Below are 22092 nucleotides of genomic sequence, written 5' to 3' on the forward strand. Positions count from 1 at the left end.
ACGCATAGGCTTGCGGCCATGAGCGAAGCCGACACACGAACCGTCGTCACCGAATTCCTGCGCCGTGTCACCACCGGCGATCCGGATGCCATCGCCGATCTGTTCACGGAAACCGTCGACTGGCGGGTCAACTGGCCGGAGGGAGAGCATCCCTCGACACCGTGGATCCGCCCGCGCTCGACCCGTGCCGAGGTGGCCGACCATTTCCGTGCTCTCGCCGAATCGCATGTCCCTGCCGCGCCGCCCACCGACGCCCCGGCGCCGACCATTCTGGTCGACGGCGCCGACGCCGTGGTTCTGACCGAGATCCGACAGACGGCCGCCCTCACCGGACGGTCCTACACCGCCGGATGCGCGCTGCACTTCACCGTGCAGGACGGTGTCATCACCCGTTACCACATCTACGAGGACAGTCTCGCGGTCGCGCGGGCATTCGCCTGAACGGTCACGCGCCCGGCCCGGTCGACGGGAATCAGTCCACCGGGCCGATACCGACGAACGGGTTTCCGCCGTGCAGATACCACCAGGTGGCCACGGCGGCGGCAATCGCCAACACCAGCACCACGAAAGAACCGATACCCGGACGAGTGGCCCAACTCCGGCCACGATCCAACGACCAACGACCCGGACCGGTGAGGATGACAACCGTAGCGATTCCGGCGAGAACGGACTCGTACTCGACCGCGCCGGGGCCCGCCTTGTACTGGAGACCGGGATGCATTCCCTGTTTCCAGGCCCAGGCGTCGAGAATCACCGCCAACACCGCACCGGCGGCCAAAGGGGTGGCCAATCCCAGGACGAGCAGCACGCCGCCACCGACCTCCCCCGCGGTGAGCAGCGCGGTTGCCAACGAGGGCCGATCCCAACCGCCCTGCTCCATCATGTCCCGGGTGCCGTCCAGACCGGGTCCGTGGAACCAACCCGTCAATTTCTGCAACCCGTGATAGAGGAAAGTGGCGCCGAGGATCACCCGCAGCAGGAACAGACCGAAATCGAGGGTGCCGCGGCGGTGATCGCCGTTACGGCGCAACCGAACGGTGCCGTTCGGCGGATTCGACGCCGGCGGGATACTCGCATAGGAGTACGGGCCGTTGCCGCTTGGCGACAGCTCCCCGCCGGGTTCATCCGCCCCCCGCGGGTCGGCGGCCGAGGAACCCCCTTGCGGGCCGGGGCCGGACGGGACGGTCGCCCGCACCTCGGAGTCTGCGAGATCGGGTTCCAGACCGAGTTCCTCCTCGGTGCGCGGTAACGGTTTTCCACCCGGACCCACCGGGGTGAACTGCCCGGTCGGCAGATCGTAGGGGCTGCCCACATCCCCTCCGTTGGTGGACACACCCGCGTGCGCGCCACCGGTCTTCCCACCACCCCCGGACACCTGTTTTCCGACGGTCGGCGACGATTCGGCCACGACCCCGTCTTTCGACTCGGCACTCACGCGTTCAGCCTAGGCCGCCGGCGCGGCCCGCACCCTCACTATGACCGGCGTGTCCGTGCCACCACCGAGAGGCGCGGCGACAGCACCGTCCGATACGTTTGGAGGTATGAAGGCGGTTGGCGCGCGACATGTGATGGTGGCAGTGCTGTTCGGCGCACTTGCGCTGGGCGGATGCGCCCGCTTCGACGATTCGGCGTCCGGCCCGTTCACTCCGGAACCCACCCTGCACGGGGCGAATATCGACCCGAAGAGGCCCCAGCAACCGCCTACCTCCACCACCCGACCGAGCGGTCCGTGTATGGACCCCGACCCGGCGGTGGTGGTGACCTGCCTGGACACCACCGGCGGTCTGATCTCCCTCGGCAACTCTGCTCTGGTGGGCGAACGGCGCACCGGCCGAATCCTGCAGGTGGTCCCCCAACAGCCGCCCGTGGAAATCGCCCGCGTGGACGTCGACCCCACCGGCGACGGCGGGCTCAGCGATATCGCCCTGTCCCCCACCTATGGCGAGGACGGGCTGATCTACGCCTACATCACCACCGGCAGCGACAATCGAGTGGTGCGCATCGCCCCCGGCGGTCCGCCGAAACCGATCCTCACCGGAATCCCCAAGGGCGCCACCAACAACCGCGGCGCCCTCGACTGGATCGACCCCGACCGACTACTGGTGCTCACCGGCGATGCGGGTAACCCGGGTGCCGCCGCCGACCCTGGCTCGCTGGCCGGCAAATTGTTGCGCCTGAACTCCCCCGCCCCGGGCAACGCCAACCCGGAGGTCGCGGTCACCGGAATCGGCGGCGCCGGTGATATCTGCCCGGGCGGCGACCAGGTCTGGATCACCGACCGCGCCCCCGGTGTGGACCGACTCCAACGTCTCTCCCCCGACGGCCAGATCACCACCGCGTGGACCTGGCCGGACCGTCCCGGTGTCGCCGGATGCGCGGTCACCGCCGACGGCGTCGCGATCGCTCTCACCGAAGCGAAGGCGCTCGCCCTGGCCACCGCCGACCCTGCCACTCACACGGTGACCGCCGAACCCACCCTGGTGGCGCAGAACAGATACGGCCGCCTACTCGGCGCGGCCCCCGGCGGCGACGGCAGTATCTGGGTCGGCACGGTGAACAAATCCGAAGGCGGCCAACCCGGCCCCTTCGACGACCGCGTGGTACGCATCCCGCCCCCCACCGCCGGAGGCAACGGCGGATCGGACTGAGCTACCCGGCTCTCGCTCCGTGCGGGCGTGCTCGCTGCCTTTTGGTCTCGTGTCTCCGCCCTCGACACCCGTGCCCTCGACACCCGTGCCTTCGACACGGCGCTTCGGGTAGCGGGGGCACGAGGTTTTCGGAGTGTGCGCCTCGCACGGTTATGGCCCTACAGCGGTACGGCCACCGGATCGATCCGGTGGCCGTACCGCTGTAGGGGTGAAGAGCGAACGGGTGGTCAAGAACAGGCGGCGAGGACCAGCTCACGGACGCGGGCGGCGTCGGCCTGGCCTCGGGTGGCCTTCATGACATCGCCCACGATCTTGCCGGCGGCCTGCACCTTGCCACCGCGGATCTTGTCCACGATATCGGGGTTGGCGGCCAGTGCCTTGTCGACCTCGGCCTGCAGAGCGCTCTCGTCGGTGACCATGCCCAGGCCCTTGGCCTCCACGATCTGCTTCGGCTCGCCCTCGCCCGCCAGAACCAGGTCGACAACCTGCTTGGCGACCTTGTTGTTCACGGTCTTGGCTTCCACCAGCGCGATGACCTCCGCCACCTGGGCGGGGGTGATGGGCAGGTCGGCGAGCTCGACACCGCGTTCGTTGGCCTTCTCGGTGAGGTAGGCGACCCACCAGGAACGGGCCTGGGCCGGGGGAGCGCCGGCGTCCACGGTGGCGATGATGAGGTCCAATGCGCCGGCGTTCACCAGATCGCGCATCACCTCGTCGGAGATACCCCATTCGGACTGGATACGGGCCCGGCGCAACCACGGGTACTCCGGAATGGTGCCACGCAATTCCTCCACCCAGGCGGCGTCGGGGGCGACGGGCTCGAGATCGGGTTCGGGGAAATACCGGTAGTCCTCGGCGGTTTCCTTGCGTCGGCCCGGCGAGGTGGAACCGTCGGTTTCGTGGAAATGCCTGGTTTCCTGGATCACGGTACCGCCCGCGGCGAGCACGGCCGCCTGCCGACGCATTTCGAACCTGACGGCGACCTCCACACTCTTGAGCGAGTTGACGTTCTTGGTTTCGGTGCGGGTACCGAATTCGGTCGACCCGACAGGCATGAGCGATACGTTGGCATCGCAGCGCAGCGAACCGTGCTCCATGCGGACGTCGGAGACACCCAGTGCCTTCAACAGGTCGCGCAATGCGGTGACATAGGCCCGCGCCACCTCCGGGGCCCGCTCCCCCGCGCCGGTGATCGGCTTGGTGACGATCTCGATCAGCGGGACACCGGCCCGGTTGTAGTCCAGCAGGGAATGGCTGGCACCGTGGATCCGCCCGGTGGCACCACCGATGTGCACGGACTTACCGGTGTCCTCTTCCATATGAGCGCGTTCGATCTCGACCCGGAAAGTGCTGCCGTCGTCGAGTGGGACATCCAGGTAGCCGTTGGTGGCGATGGGTTCGTCGTATTGGCTGATCTGGTAGTTCTTCGGCTGGTCCGGGTAGAAGTAGTTCTTGCGCGCGAACCGACCCCACGGGGTGATGGAACAGTTGAGCGCCAGGCCGATGCGCACCGCGGACTCGACCGCCTTCTGGTTCACCACCGGCAGCGAACCGGGCAAACCGAGGCACACCGGGCAGACCTGCGTGTTCGGCTCCGCGCCGAATGTGGTGGGGCAGCCGCAGAACATCTTGGTCTCGGTGGACAGCTCGACGTGGACCTCCATGCCCAGAACCGGTTCGTACCGGGTCACGACATCGGCGTAATCCATCAGTTCGACGGTTGGTGCGCTCATGGCCAACAGTCTATGGCGTACTCCCACACACCGGACCGCCGGCGCGGCTCACCGGACAACCGACCGCCGGCGCGGGTCCGCACCGATGGTCACTTTCGCGCGAAACGCCGGTCCAGCCAGTCGGTGACGGCGTCGAGTACCACCGGATCGATGGTTGTTTCGATCGTGGCGTATTCGTCGACCAGACCGGTGTCGGCCGGCTGCATCAGATGATTGAGACCCTCGAATGTGCGCACGGTGGCGTCGGGATCGTCGGACAGTAGCCGTCGCATCACCGGATCGTTCTGCGCCGCGCGCACCTGCAGATCCTTGGAGCCGAACAACGCCAACACCGGTATACGCAATGCGGACAACGCCGGGGCCGGGTCGTAGCCCGCCAAGGCCGCCATATAGGGGGTCGCGATGGAATCGAGCTGCTCGGGCGGAACGCGTTCGTCCTCCGGTTGGGATTCGTTGTGCGTTCGCGCGATCTCCCGGACCCGCGCCAGATCTCCGTCCCGCAGCGCCCCGGCGAGCTCGGCGATGTAGGCCAGATGGGCGTCCGTCTCTTCCGGTGACGCGTCCGAGGCACGCAGCATATCCCGGTTCTGCTCCAGCAGAATATCCGCGCCCGGAACGGCCGGACCTGCCACGGAGACCACGAAGGCCACCCCGCTGTCCGGTTGCGCCGCCACCAGCGGAGCGAGGTAGCCGCCCTCGCTGTGGCCCAGCAACCCGATCCGATCCGGGTCGATATCGGGGCGTGCGCGCAGGAAATCGAACCCGGCCCGGATATCGGCGGCCAGTTCGTCGTAACCGACCTCCCGCAGCTCCCCACCGGTGCCGCCGACACCGCGGTCGTCGACGCGCAGGACCGCGTAACCGGCGCGGGTGAGCGCATCCGACCACACCAGGAACGGCTTGTGGCCGGCGAGTCCTTCATCACGGTCCTGCGGCCCGCTGCCGGTGATCAACAGGAGCGCGGGAAACCGGCCCGGACCTTCCGGATGGGTGAACGTGCCGGCGACGGAGATATCACCACTGCGATACGTGATGTCCTCGGACACATACGGCAGCGGCGGTTTCGGCTCCTGCGGCCGCTCTCGCCCGGCCACCGCACCGCGTTCCATGGCCAGTGTGATCGTCCGACCGTACTGGGTGAAATCGCCGACGATGCGATCGGTTCCGGTATCGAGGCGGCCGTGAAAGGCCGGATCGCCCGCGAGATTCGGAACGACGAATTCCACTCGCCCCGGCTCCGTGACGACCATGTCGAGATCCACTCCCACAAGGCGCTGGGCCGGGATATCGATGGTGGCGCTGCCGGCGCCGGTGAAGTCCACCCCGATCGCCAACGACCTTCCGGGGAGCGCGATGGTCCCGTGCCACTGTCCACGCACCGTATTGTCACCGGACTCCGCAAGGGAACACCCGGTGAGCAGCGCGACGACCACGGACAAGGTCAGCAGGACCCTCCGAGCGGTGCGCATGCGCCCCACTGTACCGACGAGCCGCCGCAACGGAGTGGATATCGGCTCGTCGGAGGGGCGATCCGCCCCCGCTCAGCCGAAGAAGGCCTGCGCTTCCTGATACCGCTCGGCCGGAACTCGTTTGAGCTGCTTGGTGGCCTCGGACAACGGGACCAGGCCGATCTCGGTGCCGCGCAGGGCAACCATCTGGCCGAAATGGCCCGCGTGTACCGCCTCGGCGGCGTGCAGACCGAAACGGGTGGCCAGGATCCGGTCGTAGGGGGTGGGGCTACCGCCGCGCTGGACATGGCCGAGGACGGTGGTGCGCACCTCCTTGCCGATCCGACGTTCGATCTCGGGGCCCAACTGTTGAGCGACGCCGGTGAAACGTTCGTGCCCGAATTCGTCGATACCGCCCTCGCGGAGAGTGAAACCGGTGTCGGGGGCGGGATGCGAGCCTTCGGCGACCACGCAGATGAAATGTTTGTCCCCACGTTGGAAGCGGCGCTTGATCATGGCGCACACCTCCCGCACATCGAACGGTTCCTCGGGAACCAGGGTCAGATGGGCGCCCGCGGCCATTCCGGAGTTGATCGCGATCCAGCCCGCATGGCGTCCCATGACCTCCACCAGCATGACCCGCTGATGCGATTCCGCGGTGGTGTGCAGCCGATCGATGGCCTCGGTGGCAATGGTCAACGCGGTGTCGTGACCGAACGTGACGTCGGTGCAGTCGATGTCGTTATCGATCGTCTTGGGCACCCCGACCACCGGAACGCCCTCTTCGGACAACCAGCCGGCGGCGGTGAGCGTTCCTTCGCCACCGATCGGGATCAGGGCCTCGATGCCGTTGTCGTCCAGGGTCTGCCGAATACGACCCAGTCCCTGGCGCAGCACGTCCGGATTGGTACGGGCGGTCCCCAGAATGGTGCCGCCCTTGGTGAGCAGGCGGTCGGTGCGTTCGTCGTTGAAAATCTTGATCTTGCGGTCTTCCAGCAGGCCCCGCCAGCCGTCCTCGAACCCTACGATCGCATCGCCGTACCGGCCGTTCGCGGTACGGACGATGGCGCGGATAACAGCGTTCAGCCCAGGGCAGTCCCCGCCTCCGGTCAAGACTCCGATGCGCATGGCGCTATCTTGCCCGGTTTCCGCCGGCCGTGGTCCTCCGCCCCCATGACAATCGGGTTACGCCGGCCCGGACCGGCTCGTCGCGGAACTCAGGGCGTGCACACACCGCCGGTGAACTCGTCGAGATGTTCCGACACCAGGGCGGCGATCTTGTTCACCATACTCACTCCGTCGGAGTAGGTGCCCGAATCAGGTTGCGCCGCAAGGGCTATAGCCAGCTTCCCGCCGGTGGTGGGCACCAGCCCGAACTGGCGGACCAGATAGTCCCCGGAGGTGTCGGGCCCCCACCCGCCCTTGTACTCCGCCTTGTCGAACTCCGCCCCCAGACCCCACTGTTGACTCGAGGCGACCTCGTCCATCAGGTCGACCACCACCTTCGAACCGGACAGGCACGGTAATCGGGAAGCGAAGAGCACCTGATCGGCCAACGCCCACTCGGCCTGACCGAAAGCCGAGTAGTCGGTGCGGGCGCGTTTGGCCGGTACCGTGGTCACGGTGTCCCCTGCTTCCCGGAGCACATCCTGCACCGCGGCGGCGGCCTGTTGGGGAGTTCCCAACGAGTCCCACAGCGCGTCGGCGGCGGAATTGTCCGAGGCGGTGATGGCCGCCGAGACGGAATAGTTCGTCTTGCCCGAGTTCTTGCGCACGGCTGCGATCGCCAACGGAACCTTCATGGTCGACCAGGCCGGACCGGTGGTCCAATTGCCGAGAACCACCGGCCGGTCACCGCCGACCGGCATGATCGCCAACCCGATCTGCCCCTCCTGGGCGGCCTGGAGGTCGGCGAATCCGGCGGCCAACGTACCCGGTACGGTGACCGACATGTCCTCGGCACCGTCCGCCGCGTAGGTCACGTGTGTGCGGGACTGTTCCGGGGCGGGGGCGGTGGGTTCGGCAGCGCAACCGGCGAGTGCGGTGAAAGCCGTACAGGCGGACGCAACGAGCCACCGGCGAGCCAAGGGTACGTCCCGGTGGTTCTGGGTATATACATCTCGGCGCATCGTGGTACGGACTCTCACTATTCCCGATATCGGCAGTACGGTCGAGAAACCTACTCCATCCTGGCGCTTTCCGCGTCTTTACGTGGAGGTTGGACGGTGGAAACACCGGTACGCGGTGGCCCTGAGCTCAGTAGACGTAGACCACCGCGTTCTCTCCGCCACTACAGGTGACCAGCCCTTTTTCCGCGGTGCAGGTCATGGTGTAGCTGCGGCCGGTCACGGGACTGGTGGCCGTCACAGTGACCGATGTTCCGTCCGTGGCGCCGGCCCCGGCGCTCGCCAGATAGGCCTTGCGGACCTCCTCTGCGAAACCGCAACTGGTGACCGAGGTACCGGTTGCCGACCGGTCGAGGCCCCGCGTGTCGGACCGGCTCCGTGTATCGGACCCGGTCCGCGGGCAGGGCTGCGCACCCGCCGGTAGGGCGGCCGGGGTCGTGGTGGTGGAAGAGGTGGGGGTCGTGGACCGCGGGGCGATGCTCGTCGAGGGTGCGGTGGACGGCCCGGTGGGTGCCGCGGAACGAACGGCGACACCGGCCGGTGCAGCGGACGGTTCCGTGGAACCCAGCAGCTGGAAACCGAGCACCGCCACGATCGCGACCACCGCGACCACCATGATCCCGACCAGGATGGGTACGGCGACGCCGTGATCGGGCCGCGGCTCGGGAGGTTCGGATCGGACGCGCCGCCCGCGGAGCGCGGACCTCGAGCGCGTGGGAGAACCGTCGGTCGGCGGGCCGAGAAGCTGCCCGGGGGCAGGCGTATCGGGCGCGGAAAGACCCGAGCCCTCCCGACCGCTCGCCGGATGAGGGGGTGCCAGGTTCGGGGTGGGGGATGCGGGGAAGCCCCCGGTCGTCGGACCGAGCGGATACCCGGTTCCGTGGACTCGGGTGGGGTCGTCGGGCGGATACGGCGCGAGCGCCGGGTCACCATCGGAGAGCGCAGCCGGGTGCACCTGCTCGTCCCGGTACAGGTGGGCGTCCGGGAACGGGCGTACGGGAGCGCCCGCTGTCCGGGGATCCGGCTCGGCGGGCGGTAGTGGCACGAGCTGGGTGTCGGAGGGTCGGATCTCGGTGGGGTCACTCGGGATGATGGCGGGCAGGACCCGTTCGGCGGATTCCGCCGATCCGTCCCCGGCACCGTCCGGCATCTTGATCACCAGGGTGGGGAAACCGCCCGTCGTGGGCGCGCCCGCAACACCTGTCGGGCGGGCGGACGGACCCGTCGGCCGAGCGGACGCCGCCCGCGGACCGGTCAGCGCGACCCGCGCGGCGCGGGCCAGCGCCCCGGCCGTGGCGTATCGGTCCTCCGGATTCTTGGCCATGCCCTGGGCGATCACCTCGTCGAACGCGGCCGGTATTCCGGTGCGCTGGGTACTGGGCCGCGGGGGTGGTTCGGACAGATGGGCGCGAATGAGCACACTGGTGCCGGTCGGCGGAAACGGCGGCGCACCGGTGAGACATTCGTACAGGACACAGGTCAGGGAGTAGATATCGGCCCGCGCGGTGAGCGGTCCGGTGTCGAAACACTCGGGTGCCATATAGGTGTAGGTGGCCGGGGTGATGCCCACCTGGGTGACGGCGCTGTCGCTCGCGACGTGCGCGGTACCGAAATCGGCGAGGTAGGCGAAATCGACATCGGTGACCAGGATGTCGGCCGGCTCGACATCGCGGTGTACGAGCCCGACGGTATGCGCGGCATCCAACGCGGCCGCGACCTGTTCGACGATACCGACGGCGCGGATCGGGGACAGCGCACCTCGTTCCCGCAGCAGGGTGCGCAGATCGAAACCACGGACCAGGCGCGTGTCGAGGAAAAGCCGACCCTCCAGCTCACCCCAATCGTGGACCGGGACGATATGCGGTTCGGTCAGCCGGGCCACCAGCTGCGCTTCTCGCCGAAACCGGGTCCGGTACTCCGGATCCCGCGCGAGCTCCTCGGCCAGCAGCTTGAGCGCGACGACCCGATCCTTGTCGGTGTCGTACGCCTCGTAGACCTCCCCCATGCCCCCACCACCCAACAGTGACCGCAACTCGTACGGCCCGAACCGACCTCCGACCTCGGCCCCAGGTGCTTGCACCCGTCCTCCTCCGCATTCCGGGCGGACGGCGTCCGACCGTGTTGCCCGTCAGACAGGAGATTGTCCGGGGGAAACCACCCCGTGGTCAAACGCGAAGACGATGGCCGCCGCGCGGTCGCGTAAACCCAGTTTGCCGAAGATATGCCCGATATGACTTTTCACGGTGACTTCGGAAATTCCGAGAGCGTGGGCTATTTCACTGTTGGCGTGGCCGCGACCGATCAGCCCGAGCACCTCGAGTTCGCGGGCGGTCAACTCCGTGAGCCCGCTACCGGCCACCGGCGCGGCGGGTCGCGTGGTGCGATAGGCGGCCAGAACCCGTCCGGTGACCGCCGGGTCGAGCCACGCACCGCCGGCGGCCACGGTGCGCACCGCCCGAATGAGATCCTCGGCCGGGGAATCCTTGAGAATGAAACCCGCGGCACCTGCGCGCAACGCACCGGACAGCAGCCGGTCGTCGTCGAAAGTGGTGAGCACCAGAACAGGCGGCCGATCGGCCCGAGCCCGCAGCAGTCGGGTCGCCTCGATACCGCCGACCCGTTTCATCCGCAGATCCATGAGCACCACATCGGGCGGGTTCGCCGCGACCGTCGCCAACACCTCGTCGCCATCGGCACATTCGTCGACGCGAAATCCATCCCGGCGGCGCAGGATCCGCCGCAATCCGCCGCGCACCAATTCCTGGTCGTCGACGACCAGGACATCGATCACTTCGTCGGGGGTGTCGGTATTCGACCCGGTCATCGCGGCTCCTGTCGATTCATGTCATCGGAATCGAAATCGGGGTGCGCCGAGGCGGATGTCCCGCTCGACCACGGACAGCGCGATCGACCGTTCTGCCCCGACGCCATGGCCGGGGTGAGGGGGAACTCCGCGTGCACCGTCCATCCGCCATCGTCCGGCCCGGCCCGCAGTCGGCCGCCGAATAGTTCGGTACGTTCCCGCATACCGGCGATACCCATACCGCTGCCCCCGCGGGCCGGGCGGCGGGGACCGTATTGCGCACCCGCACCGATACCGACTCGGCGCCGACGGCCAACCGGAAATCGGCCTCGGCGCCGGGCGCGTGCTTGGCGATATTGGCCAGTGATTCCTGGCCGATGCGGTACAGCGCCAGGCCGAGGGCCGCCGATACCGCTCCCAGATCACCGGTGATCCGGCGCCGCACGGTGAGCCCGGCGTGGACGAATTCGTCGATCAACGCGTCTATATCCCCGGCACCGGGCTCGGCTCCCCGCATCGACGGCCGGGTGTCGAGCAGACCGACGGTGCGCCGAATATCGGCCATGGCCTGTCGGCCGAGCCGTTCGGCGTCGGTGAGCGCGTCCACCGCCTCGTCCACATCACGGTCGGTGACGAGCGCGTGTCCGGCCGCGGTGAGATGCAGCAGGGTGATGCTCAGCGAATGTGCGATGACATCGTGGACCTCGCGGGCGATACGGCCGCGTTCCTCCACGGCGGCCCGGGCGGCCCGGGCGTTTTGATACTCGCGTTCCTGGTAGAGAAACCGGCGCCGGTTCTGCAGCATGACACCGACCAGCCACCCGAACAGCACCCCCGTCACATACATCGGCACGCCGGCGCGCAATCGGGTGTCGTCCCACAACAGCGCGCCCAACTCGGCGAAGGCGATCAATTCGGCCACCGCGACCAGGACCCACACCACACTCATTCGTTTCGGCGCGATGGCGGCGATCTCCCCGATCGCCACGGTCAGGACGAATGGCGCGAAATCGGAGCCCACCGGCTGCACGAAGAACAGGGCGGCGGCCGCCACGGCGGACAGGCCCAGTTGCAGCGGCGAAGGCACCACGCCGAAGTAGACGAACAAGGGGAACGAGAGGAACAGCAGCGCCAGTGCCACCAGGGGTAGGAGGGTGGGAAAGTACTCGTGCCGCTGGACGCAGGCCGCCACACCGACCACCAGATAGGCCATATCGGCGCCGACCACGATGCTCGGCGGATAGTCGAAGGGCAGTTCGGACAGAGGATGACGCACCCCGGGCAGGCGGATGCGGTGGGTCCACGAACGGAGTCGATTCCGGACGCCCCGACCGGCCCGCAAAGCCGCGCGTGTCATCCGACCGGAGGGCTCCCCACGGGGGTTTCCCGGGACACGGGGTCGTGGGTTGTGACGCGGCTCGCAGACACAATCCCAGGTTGGCCGGCGACGGGACGTGGGCACATCCTCCCGCGGCAGGTTCGGCTCTCCACCCCTGGTAGGACAGCGATCCTCGTCCCCGGCACGACGACAGCGCCGGCCCCGATCCCTACCGTGAAAACCATCGTCGTATCAATGCCCACCACATCAATGCCCACCCACATGAAAGGGCTCGGCCATGTCCTGGGAAGACCAGCACCGACGCACCGATATCCTGCACACGATCCTGGATCGGGCGGCCGTCGATCCCCGTCGCCCCGACCTGTTCGACGGTATTCCCGATCTGGAGCGACTGTTCGACGATGCCGATGGAGTGGTTGCGGCGCTGCGATATCGGTGGAAGATTCATCTCGACGCCAAGCTGGAGATGGCGGCCGAAAACGGCCGGACCGCCGCCGATGCGTATCTCGAGTTAGCGGCCGAACAGCCCGTGCTCCGCGCGGTGCTCGATGCCCGAACGGCGCCGCGGGTTCTCGTGGCATGAGGTAGCCCGGCCTCGGCCCGCCGACGGGTGGGAGAACCCACGGACGCCCGAACGACCATCCACGGAAGGGACGGGGGATGCAATGACGCAGCCTGCCATGCTGGAACTGTCGAATGTCGTCAAGGAGTATCGGGTCGGCGGTCAGACGGTCCGCGCGCTCGACGGTATCGACCTGCGACTCGAGGCCGGGGATTTCACCGCGGTGATCGGCCCGTCCGGTTCCGGGAAGAGCACCCTGCTGCATCTGCTGGGCGCGTTGGATCGCCCGGATTCCGGTTCCATCCGATTCCGGGGGGAGGAGATCGGTGATCTCGACGAACGACGACAGTCCGAATTCCGTCGACACCGCGTGGGCTTCGTCTTCCAGTTCTTCAATCTGTTGCCCACCCTGTCGGCGTGGGAGAACGTCGCGGTCCCGAAACTGCTGGACGGGACCGGGCTGCGCAAGGCCAAACCGCGGGCGCTGGAGCTCCTCGACCGGGTTGGTCTCGGCAATCGGGCGGCGCACCGCCCGACAGAGCTGTCCGGTGGGCAGATGCAGCGGGTAGCGGTGGCGCGGGCGCTGATCATGGATCCGCCACTGATCCTGGCCGACGAGCCCACCGGCAATCTGGATTCGAAAACCGGAGCGTCGATTCTCGAATTGCTCGGTTCGGTCGCCGAGTCCGGTAATTCGGTGGTGATGGTGACCCACGATCGGAGTGCGGTGCGGTACTGCGATCGGGTCGTCACGTTGAGCGACGGGCGAATAGGTTCGGACGAGCGCGTCACGACGGATCACCGAGATATCTCGGCGGTCGGCACCTGATCCGACCGCCACATCCACACCGCGTTACAGTGGCGCGTCGTCCCACCATCGCATTATGGCGATATCGGGTGACAACGGCGCGGAATCGGGGTCCTCTTCTCCCGAATAGCTCACATAGAGCAGGCAATTCGACCGGTTCGGATCGGATTCGAAACTGACGACCAGCATGGTGGTGTAGCTGCGGCCGGGCGGACCGGGCCGACTCCAGGTGTGGGTCGTGTAGAGCGCGCCGCTCTTCGAACCGACCGTACTCTCGTGCGGCGGCAGTTCCTCGACCACGGCGCGCGCGTCGGCGGCGCTGTCGTAGGTGATGATCCGGTAGCTCATATGCCTTTGGTCCTCATCGTGCCTACGACACCCCCACAGCACCTCCCAGGGGGCGGTCTCCAATACGTCGGCGAGGTCCTCGACGGGGTCGCCGGGTTCGTACCGAAAACAGGACGACTTCTGATACCCCTGTCCCGCGGGGCTCGTTCCCTGCGGTAGCAGGGTCGGGAACAATGTGCGGGTCCGCTCCCCCGGATCCGCCGCCTGCGGTGACGGTGGATCGGTCTGCAGGGTCGAGATCTCACCGCCTTCCGGACCCGCGGCCGCATCCGTACCGTCCCCATCGGTCCGCCCGATCACGAACAGCACCCCGGCCACCATCAGCGCGGCGACGAGGATGGGTACCAGTACCAGCGCGGCGATCAGCGGCGCACGAGTGCCCCGTTTCGGGGGTGCGGGATGGATACCGGGCCGATTCCTACCGTGTCCACCGGGCGGGGCGCTGTACCCGGTCACCACCGGGCCGACCGGATGCGGGGGGTATCCGACGGCCGAGACCTGTCCGTTCTCCCCAGCCGCGGGCCGGTCGATGGAAACACCCGCGACGGTGGGTCCATCCGCTTCGGCCCCCCGCCCCGGCTGCGAGACGCCGTCTCCCGCACACACCGCGACATCCGCTGCCGGGGGCGCCGCGACCTGCGGCGACACTCCGGCTCCGGGATGAGGTGAAATACCGGCGACGGGCTGTCCGGCGGGCGCCCCCGGCGCACCCGCAGCGGGCGGGACGCCGGGGGCGCCCGGATATCCGGAGCTCACGGTCCCCGTCGCCGCGTAATCCGGGGACGCCACCGGTGTGTTCAACGCCCGGCGGGCGGCGGCGGCGAATTCGGCGCAGTGGGCGAATCGTTGGGCGGGATGTTTGGCCATGGCGCGGGCCAACACGGCATCCAGACCCGTGGGCAGACCGGGGCGTTTCACGGCCAGCGGCGGTGGGGCGAGCTGCAGGTTGCCGTGGATGATGTCGGCGGGGTTCGGCGAATCGAACGGCGCCATCCCGGTGAGCAACCAGTACAACGCACAGGCCAGCGAATACTGGTCCGAGCGCGGATCCAGTTCGCCTCCGGTCATCTGCTCCGGTGAGGCGAAGGCCAGCGTCGCGGTGAACATCCCGGTCTGGGTGAGACGGGTGGTTTCCGCGCGCAGGCGGGCCAGTCCGAAGTCGGTGAGGAACACCCGCTCGCCCTGACCGTCCTTGGCGCGAGCGAGCAGAATATTGGCCGGTTTGACATCGCGGTGCAGAACCCCCATGCCATGCGCGTAGTCCAGCGCCTCGGCGACCCCCTCGATGATCTGCACCGCCTTCTCCGGCGGCAGTGTCAGCGGATTGACCGTTCCCGCGTCCGCGCCGTCGATGTACTGCATGCACATCCACAGCTGGTCGCCCTCGATGCCACGGTCGTATACGGCGACGATCCCGGGATGGTCCAGGCGCGCGGCCAGATCGGCTTCGCGTTCGAACCGGGTGCGTATCGCGGCATCGGCGAACAGTTCACGGTTCAACAGTTTGAGGGCGGTCGGTTTGCCCAGGCGAGGATGACGGGCCAGATACACCGAGCCCATACCGCCCTGCCCGAGCAGTCGCTCGATGGCGAACCCGGCGAATACGTCACCGCTGTTCAGCAACTACAACCCCCTTCGGGAAACAGACGGCTCCGTGAGCCTACCGGGCACCGGGAGCACGTTCACCATTCCGCGGCACATATCCGTCACCGTCGGCCCGGAACGACTCCGCCGACGAATCAACCGGGGGTGACCAGGCCGGACTCATAGGCCAACACCACCGCTTGGGCCCGATCGCGCAACCGGAGTTTCGTGAACACCTTGGAGACATGGGTTTTCACCGTCTGCTCGGCGACATACAGCGCCGCGGCGATCTCGGCGTTGGACATTCCCTTGGCGATCAGCTCGAGCACCTCCCGTTCCCGCGGCGTCAAGGTGGCCAGCTCGGCCGGGGGCCTTCGGCGCACCGTACGTCGACGCACCACATCGGCGATGAGGCGCTGGGTCACCGTCGGCGCCAACAGCGCCTGCCCCTCCGCCACCACCCGGACCGCGCGAATCAGCTCCTCCGCCGGCGCGTCCTTGAGCAGAAATCCACTCGCCCCCATGCCGAGCGCCTCGTACACGTAGTCGTCGATATCGAAGGTGGTCAGCATCAATACCCGCACCGGCGGGTCGAAGTCGGACCCGAGAATGACCCGCGCCGCGTCCAGCCCGTTCATCTCCGGCATACGCACATCCATGAGCACGACATCCGGTCGCAGTCGACGCGCCTCGGCCACGGCGGCCCGACCGTCGGCCGCGTCGCCGACCACACTGATATCGGGTTGCGCAGAGAGCAGAGCACCGAACCCCTGGCGCACCATCGCCTGATCGTCGGCAATCAACACGGTTATCGCCACGGACCCACCCTAATTCGTGATCATGCGCACGGGGATGTCATCGGATCGGTCACGGATGGACCGACGGCACCCGGGCTCGCACCTCGAATCCGCCGTCGGCGCACGGCCCGGCCGTGATATCGCCGCCGACCGCGCGGGCGCGGGCCCGCATACCCGGCAGTCCGTGTCCCCCGACGCCGCTCGCCGGCACGGGCGTGACCGGGGCGTCGTTGACGATCACCAGTTCGATCTCGCGATCGCAGACGATCCGGGCCCGTACCGCCGCGCCGGGTGCATGCCGGGCGGCGTTCGACAGCGCTTCCTGCGCAATCCGATACAGCGCGAGGCCCACCGCATCGGATACGGCCGCGAGTTCACCGTCGACCGTCCAGGTGATCGCCATCCCGGCCCGCTCGGCGCCGGTGAACAACGAGATCACCTCGGTCGCGGTGGGCGCGGGTGTCCGCTCGGCGACCTGTCCGTCACTGCGCAGCACGCCGAGCAGACCACGCACCTCGTTCAACGCTTCCCGAGCATTGGCGCCGATGGACTCGAATTCCGCCCGCACCTGCGGGGTGACCCCCTCGATCCGATATGCCGCGGTCTGTGCCTGCACCACAGTCAGCGACATCCGATGGGCCACCACATCGTGCAGGTCACGTGCAATCCGCGCCTTCTCCTCGAGCACGGCGCGCCGGGCCCGCTCCAATTCGGTGGCCTCTTCCTGCCGAGCCAGCCGGCGGCGGGCGAGCACCACCCAACGCAGGAGCAATGCCGTGAGCACCACGCTGCCCAGGGACATCGGCCACATCCATGGGGGACTGTCCGTGACGGGAGCCAGTTCTGCGGCCAGCAGCAGCGATGTGGCGCCCCACACCACTCCGATCATGGGCGGTGACATTCGCAGCGCAACCGCGAACAGCAGGAAGTTCAGGGCGACGATATGCACCACCTGGAAAGGGATCTCGTGATCGGGTCGGTTCGGCAGGAGCTGCGCGAAAATCAACGCCGATCCGGCCGAGATCGACCATCCGAGAGTGGGATTGGCCCGCAGCAGCAGTACCGGTAGCGCCGCGAAGGCAGCGATGAACGGTTGGACCGGCACGGGCACGGCATGGGTGAGGTGCAGGGTGGGCCAGGCCACCGCGAACAGCACCGATGCCGACAGCACGACGGCCGCGTCGAGTAGATGCACCGCGCTGATTCGGGAAAGGCGGCTTCGGAGCGGGGCGGCACCGGGATCCTCGGCCCCGGTGGACGTATCGGTGGCGCTCGCGTCGGTCATGGTCCGATGCTAGGAAACGACCGTTGGTCCGGCCTCATACCGACGAACGACTTCCACCCCCTACCGGAGAGCCACTACCTGCCGGGTCTGCTCTTCGGACGGTAGGCGGGAGGTCTCCGACGCGCGGTGCGACTCCCGCGGCACGGACCCCTAAGGTGGGCCATCATGATCTCTGCGAGCAGCCGTTCCCGATGCCCGGCTCCATGGCCCACGGCCCTCACCGCCGCCACCGTGTCCTCCTTGGTGACCATGGCCGTTCTGGCTCCCACGGCCGACGCGGTGAGCCCCGATACGGGGTCTGCGACACCGCTCGACACCGCGGTGATCGCGGCGACGTCCGACGGCCCGAACCCGGCCGCGATCCCGGCCGATTTCGTGGAGATCATCGGTTATCGGCCCGCCGTCGTGGACGGCGTACTGGTCGCGCCGGACGGCGCCTGTTCCTCGCCGGTATCGCTACCGCCGGAATTCGATACCCCTTGTAAGGCACACGATCTCGGTTACGACCTGCTCCGTTATGCGGCGCGGCGCGGGTCTCCGTTGGGCCCGTGGGCCCGACAGACGCTCGATCAGGCGCTCGATCAGCGCATGCACGCCGCGTGCGCCACATTGACGGACCCGTTGCCGCGTACCCGGTGCGATACCGTGGCCGAGATCGCCGCCACGGCCGTGGAGCTCAATTCCCGACGGCAGGAATACGGTGTGCCGGTGGAGGAGACCCTGGTCGGCGCCGCCACGGCGGATACCCCGACCCGGCCGTGGTTGTGGCGCTCGGCGGGGTTCGTCGTCACCGCGATCGTGGCGGGCGGGGTGATGCTGTGGCGCCGCCGGAAGCCGACCCCCCTGGTCGAGGCCCCCGCGCCGGCGCCGCGCGAGTTGACCCACATCTGAAACGTGTTCTAGCTTGAGGTGTGCTCGTTGTGGACGACGTGATCGAGGTGGACGCGCCCGCCGAGGTGGTGTGGTCGGTACTCACCGACGTGGCCGCATACGGCGAGTGGAATACGTTCATCGACCACTGTGAATCGACCCTCGAGGTCGGCGCGCCGATCGATATGGTCGTCCGACAGCTCACCCCACGCCCCATCCGCATGCGGGAATACATCCGCAGCCACACTCCCGGCCGGGAATTCAGCTACGCCATGCGGCCACTCCCGCTCGGAGCGCTGCGCAGTCTACGGTCCCACACCGTGATTCCGCTCGCGGCCGAGCGCGCCCGCTACGAATCCCATTTCGAGCTCGCGGGCTGGCTGTCGCCGCTGGTCGGAATGTTTTTCGGGCGTGGTTTCCGCCGCGGATTCCCCGGGATGACCACCGGGGTCGCCCGGCGGGCCGAACAGCTCCACGCGGGATGATCCCGCCTCCCGGTGGCGGTCTTCGAAAACCACACCGGGAGGCGGCCCGATCGAACGGTCAGGCGATATCCCCGCGCGCGGCCTCGTACGCGGCACCCACCCGGTACAGCCGGTCGTCGGCCAGCGCCGGGGCCATGATCTGCAGGCCCACCGGTAGACCGTCGTCCTCACTCAACCCCGACGGCACCGACATGGCGGGATGACCGGCCAGATTGGTCGGCAGGGTGCACAGGTCCGACAAATACATGGCCAGCGGGTCGTCGACCTTCTCACCCAGCTTCCACGGGGTGAAGGGACTGGTCGGCGAGACCAGCACATCGGCCTGCTCGTAGGCGGCGGCGAAATCACGCGCGATGAGGGTGCGCACCTTCAGCGCCTGGCCGTAGTAGGCGTCGTAGTAGCCGGCCGACAGGGCGTAGGTACCGATCATGATGCGTCGCTTGACCTCCGGGCCGAACCCGGCGGCCCGTGTGGCGGCCATCACTTGTTCGGCGCTGCGGGTGCCGTCGTCGCCGACGCGCAGGCCGTAGCGCATGGCGTCGAACCGGGCCAGGTTGGACGACACCTCACTCGGCATCACCAGATAGTACGAGGACAGCGCGTATTCGAAGTGCGGGCACGACACCTCGACCACCTCGGCGCCCAGGTCCTTCAGCACCCCGACCGCGGCGTCGAAGGACGCCAGCACCCCCGGCTGGTAGCTGTCGGAGTGCAGTTCCTTCACCACACCGATCTTCATTCCACGCAGATCGCCGGCGGCGCCCTCACGGGCGGCGGCGACCACCGGGGCGACCGGGACATCACGGGAGGTGGAATCGCGCGGATCGTATCCGGCGATCACCTCGTGCAGCAGCGCCGTGTCGAGCACCGTACGCCCACACGGGCCACCCTGGTCCAACGACGAGGCGCAGGCGACCAGCCCGTACCGGGACACCGTGCCGTAGGTGGGTTTGGTGCCGACGGTCGCGGTCATCGCGGCGGGCTGACGGATGGAACCACCGGTATCGGTACCGATGGCCAGCGGCGCCTGATACGAGGCCAGCGCCGCCGAGGAGCCACCGCCGGAGCCGCCGGGGATGCGATCGGTATCCCACGGGTTCCGGGTCGGACCGTAGGCGGAGTTCTCGGTGGACGAACCCATGGCGAACTCGTCCATATTGGTTTTCCCGAGAATCGGGATACCCGCCGCGCGCAGCCGCTGGGTCAGGGTCGCGTCGTACGGCGAGACCCAGCCCTCGAGGATCTTCGAGGCGCAGGTGGTCGGCATATCGGTGGTGGTGAACACGTCCTTGAGCGCCAGCGGCACCCCGGCCAACGGCGAGACGGGCGCGTCACCCGCGGCAAGCGCGGCATCGACCTGCTCCGCGGCCGCCAGCGCCTGTTCCTCGGCGACATGCAGGAAGGCGTGATACTCGCCGTCCACCTCGGCGATCCGGTCCAGATGGGCCCGGGTGACCTCCACCGAGGTGATCTCGCGGGCGTGGATCTTCGCCGCCAGTTCGGCGGCACTCAGCCTGGTCAGCTCGCTCATTCCGGCTCCCCCAGGATCTGCGGGACGACGAACCGCTGCTCTTCCACCGCGGGCGCGGCGGCGAGCGCCTCCTGCGGGGCGAGACCGGGTGTCACCACATCCGGCCGGGTCACATTGGTCTGCGGATCCGGCGACGCGGTGGCGGGCACATCGGCGGCCGCGACTTCGGAGATGGTCCGAACATGGCTGAGGATCGAATCCAGCTGACCGGCGAACTGATCCAGTTCGGCATCGGTCAGGGCGAGCCTGGACAGCCGGGCGAGGTGTGCTACCTCGTCGCGGGAGATGGCGGTCACCGCGAACCCCTTTCGGCTAGTACGTGTTGATCTTCGGCTGGTACGTATCGACCGACTCGACCATGGCCCAGCCGAACGATTCGACTGGAGTCGAGCGAGTACCGGACAGCCTAGTAGGCGTCGCCGGGCGGCAAACCGCAGCGCCCACCATGGACGACGCGCGGCGGCGGACGCGCCCGATCCGACCGTTCGGACCCCACTCGAACACCCGCTCCCAGGATTCATCCGACTTTTTGACTCGATAACCGGACGCAATGGGTGTAAGGATGGTCAGACCGGGTACTCGTGAAGGACCTCGGCCGTATATGAAAGGGATACGCACGTGTCATATCTGCTCCGCGTGCAACTTCCGGATCGTCCGGGCAGCCTCGGTGCGCTAGCGGTCGCCCTCGGCTCGGTCGGCGCGGACATCCTCTCGTTGGACGTGGTGGAACGCGGCGCGGGCTTCGCGGTGGACGATCTGGTCGTCGAAGTGGCCCCGAACGCACTCCCCGATACGCTCATCACCGCTGCCGAATCGCTCACCGATGTGCGAGTCGATTCGATCCGACCATATTCCGGGATCCTCGATACCCACCGTGAGTTGGAGTTGATCGATCAGGTCGCCGGAGCCCGGGACGATCGGCTCCAGGTTCTGGTGGACGGTGTCCCACGGGTGCTGCGAGTCGGTTGGAGCACCGTCCTGGGCATCGGTCCGCAAGGCGCCTACCGGGTGGTCGGCAGCCAGAGCGCGCCGCAGACCCAGGCGGCGTCGACACCGTGGATGCCATTGGAAAAACCCACCGTTCTCGATCCCGAGGCCGACTGGGTGCCCACGATCTGGCGGGAAATGGACACCAAGCTGGCGGCCGCGCCGCTGGGCGACTCGGGTAAAACACTGTTGTTGGGACGTCCGGGCGGGCCGGATTTCCGTCCGTCCGAGGTCGCGCGTCTCGGCTATCTGGCCGGGATCGTCGCCACCGTTCTCGGCTGAGCGGCACCGCTCCGCACGGCTGCCGCCGACCCGAACCGGTTCAATCGCCGAGGTTTCCGGCTCCGGGTCGAGCGATCTGCCACTGCTGCGGTTTCCCCGGTGGATAGACGACGGTCAGGGTGTCGCCGATGGACGGCCATGCGGCCGCATCCCAGACGAACCGCCCGTAGACCACCGTGCCCGGCACCGTGGGGCCGGTGAGATTACCGGTCAGGGTGACGAACTGTTCTCCCATCGCGTCCGGACGCGGACTGACACCGGTGAGGTAGAGAGTTCCGACCTCCGCCTGCTCGGGCATGCGCGCCCCACGCCGCCCACGCAGTACCAGAGCGAGCATCCCGGCCAGAGCGCCCATCATGATCACGAGCATCGCAATCTCGAACACATGGTCCATGCTAGGCGTTGTCCGCACATGCCCCGGCGGGCGCGGGCTCGACGACCGAACACCGGCCCCGG

Annotated in this window: 21 protein-coding genes; 7 read left to right on the plus strand and 14 right to left on the minus strand. The window is 68.0% G+C overall.

Annotated elements, in window-relative coordinates; translation table 11 throughout:
• Positions 1–18: 18 nt before the first annotated feature.
• Positions 19–441 carry a nuclear transport factor 2 family protein gene (locus ON32_RS14680; protein ID WP_040791481.1) on the plus strand — a complete coding sequence of 141 codons (423 nt, stop codon included), beginning with the start codon at positions 19–21 and terminating at the stop codon, positions 439–441.
• A gap of 31 nt (positions 442–472) precedes the next feature.
• On the opposite strand, the gene ON32_RS14685 is transcribed toward ON32_RS14680, so the two are convergent.
• Positions 473–1435 carry a DoxX family protein gene (locus tag ON32_RS14685; RefSeq protein WP_245551054.1) on the minus strand — a complete coding sequence of 321 codons (963 nt, stop codon included), beginning with the start codon at positions 1433–1435 and terminating at the stop codon, positions 473–475.
• Positions 1436–1541: 106 nt separating this feature from the next.
• Here ON32_RS14685 and ON32_RS14690 point away from each other — a divergent pair, with 106 nt between their 5' ends.
• Positions 1542–2648 carry a PQQ-dependent sugar dehydrogenase gene (locus ON32_RS14690; protein WP_040791482.1) on the plus strand — a complete coding sequence of 369 codons (1107 nt, stop codon included), beginning with the start codon at positions 1542–1544 and terminating at the stop codon, positions 2646–2648.
• Positions 2649–2875: 227 nt separating this feature from the next.
• On the opposite strand, the gene gatB is transcribed toward ON32_RS14690, so the two are convergent.
• The 7 genes from gatB to ON32_RS14725 all read right to left on the minus strand — a co-directional run bounded on the left by gatB (position 2876) and on the right by ON32_RS14725 (position 12115).
• The gene (gatB, locus tag ON32_RS14695) at positions 2876–4381 is read right to left on the minus strand and encodes an Asp-tRNA(Asn)/Glu-tRNA(Gln) amidotransferase subunit GatB (protein WP_040791483.1); all 1506 of its coding nucleotides are present in this window, start codon (positions 4379–4381) and stop codon (positions 2876–2878) included.
• Between the two features lie 89 nt (positions 4382–4470).
• Complete coding sequence (locus tag ON32_RS14700; protein WP_040791484.1) at positions 4471–5850, minus strand: alpha/beta hydrolase family protein; 1380 nt, start codon at positions 5848–5850, stop codon at positions 4471–4473.
• Between the two features lie 72 nt (positions 5851–5922).
• Entirely contained in the window at positions 5923–6957 is a 1035-nt protein-coding gene (locus tag ON32_RS14705) for an ATP-dependent 6-phosphofructokinase (protein WP_040791485.1), read from the minus strand.
• A gap of 89 nt (positions 6958–7046) precedes the next feature.
• On the minus strand, positions 7047–7811 hold the full coding sequence (locus ON32_RS14710; RefSeq protein WP_174361636.1) for a serine hydrolase: 765 nt from the start codon (positions 7809–7811) through the stop codon (positions 7047–7049).
• A gap of 274 nt (positions 7812–8085) precedes the next feature.
• Positions 8086–10035 (minus strand): serine/threonine-protein kinase, encoded by a 1950-nt coding sequence (locus ON32_RS29600; RefSeq protein ID WP_040791486.1) that lies wholly within the window; start codon positions 10033–10035, stop codon positions 8086–8088.
• Positions 10036–10083: 48 nt separating this feature from the next.
• Positions 10084–10779 carry a response regulator gene (locus ON32_RS14720; protein WP_051133254.1) on the minus strand — a complete coding sequence of 232 codons (696 nt, stop codon included), beginning with the start codon at positions 10777–10779 and terminating at the stop codon, positions 10084–10086.
• Between the two features lie 16 nt (positions 10780–10795).
• Complete coding sequence (locus tag ON32_RS14725) at positions 10796–12115, minus strand: sensor histidine kinase (protein WP_051133255.1); 1320 nt, start codon at positions 12113–12115, stop codon at positions 10796–10798.
• Between the two features lie 259 nt (positions 12116–12374).
• Here ON32_RS14725 and ON32_RS14730 point away from each other — a divergent pair, with 259 nt between their 5' ends.
• Both ON32_RS14730 and ON32_RS14735 read left to right on the plus strand, forming a co-directional pair.
• On the plus strand, positions 12375–12680 hold the full coding sequence (locus ON32_RS14730) for a hypothetical protein (protein WP_040791487.1): 306 nt from the start codon (positions 12375–12377) through the stop codon (positions 12678–12680).
• Positions 12681–12762: 82 nt separating this feature from the next.
• Positions 12763–13488, plus strand: coding sequence for an ABC transporter ATP-binding protein (locus ON32_RS14735; RefSeq protein WP_083874527.1), 726 nt, complete (start codon positions 12763–12765; stop codon positions 13486–13488).
• Positions 13489–13512: 24 nt separating this feature from the next.
• Here ON32_RS14735 and ON32_RS27095 read toward each other — a convergent pair whose 3' ends face one another.
• The 3 genes from ON32_RS27095 to ON32_RS14750 form a co-directional block, all read right to left on the minus strand.
• Positions 13513–15438 (minus strand): serine/threonine-protein kinase, encoded by a 1926-nt coding sequence (locus ON32_RS27095; protein ID WP_051133256.1) that lies wholly within the window; start codon positions 15436–15438, stop codon positions 13513–13515.
• 116 nt (positions 15439–15554) lie between these two features.
• A complete protein-coding gene (locus ON32_RS14745) occupies positions 15555–16217 on the minus strand; it encodes a response regulator (RefSeq protein ID WP_040791488.1) in 663 nt (220 codons plus the stop codon).
• Between the two features lie 49 nt (positions 16218–16266).
• A complete protein-coding gene (locus ON32_RS14750) occupies positions 16267–17481 on the minus strand; it encodes a sensor histidine kinase (RefSeq protein ID WP_083874528.1) in 1215 nt (404 codons plus the stop codon).
• Between the two features lie 165 nt (positions 17482–17646).
• On the opposite strand from ON32_RS14750, the gene ON32_RS14755 reads away from it, so the two are divergent.
• Together ON32_RS14755 and ON32_RS14760 are read left to right on the plus strand one after the other, a co-directional pair.
• Positions 17647–18372, plus strand: a complete 726-nt coding sequence (locus ON32_RS14755; protein WP_157224197.1) for a hypothetical protein — start codon at positions 17647–17649, stop codon at positions 18370–18372.
• Positions 18373–18401: 29 nt separating this feature from the next.
• The gene (locus ON32_RS14760; protein WP_245551056.1) at positions 18402–18836 is read left to right on the plus strand and encodes an SRPBCC domain-containing protein; all 435 of its coding nucleotides are present in this window, start codon (positions 18402–18404) and stop codon (positions 18834–18836) included.
• Between the two features lie 58 nt (positions 18837–18894).
• Here ON32_RS14760 and gatA read toward each other — a convergent pair whose 3' ends face one another.
• Together gatA and gatC are read right to left on the minus strand one after the other, a co-directional pair.
• Complete coding sequence (gene gatA / locus ON32_RS14765; RefSeq protein ID WP_040791490.1) at positions 18895–20367, minus strand: Asp-tRNA(Asn)/Glu-tRNA(Gln) amidotransferase subunit GatA; 1473 nt, start codon at positions 20365–20367, stop codon at positions 18895–18897.
• Positions 20364–20663 (minus strand): Asp-tRNA(Asn)/Glu-tRNA(Gln) amidotransferase subunit GatC, encoded by a 300-nt coding sequence (gene gatC, locus ON32_RS14770; protein ID WP_040791491.1) that lies wholly within the window; start codon positions 20661–20663, stop codon positions 20364–20366. The genes gatA and gatC overlap by 4 nt, the downstream gene beginning before the upstream one ends.
• Positions 20664–20985: 322 nt before the next feature.
• Here gatC and ON32_RS14775 point away from each other — a divergent pair, with 322 nt between their 5' ends.
• Positions 20986–21636 carry an ACT domain-containing protein gene (locus ON32_RS14775; protein ID WP_040791492.1) on the plus strand — a complete coding sequence of 217 codons (651 nt, stop codon included), beginning with the start codon at positions 20986–20988 and terminating at the stop codon, positions 21634–21636.
• A gap of 40 nt (positions 21637–21676) precedes the next feature.
• Here the strand turns inward: ON32_RS14775 and ON32_RS14780 are convergent, their stop codons facing one another.
• Positions 21677–22021: a hypothetical protein gene (locus ON32_RS14780; RefSeq protein ID WP_040791594.1), complete on the minus strand. Its 345-nt coding sequence runs from the start codon at positions 22019–22021 to the stop codon at positions 21677–21679.
• Positions 22022–22092 lie beyond the last annotated feature (71 nt).

The sequence above is a fragment of the Nocardia paucivorans NBRC 100373 genome, assembly GCF_000308675.1.
GTDB classification, from domain to species: Bacteria; Actinomycetota; Actinomycetes; order Mycobacteriales; family Mycobacteriaceae; genus Nocardia; species Nocardia paucivorans.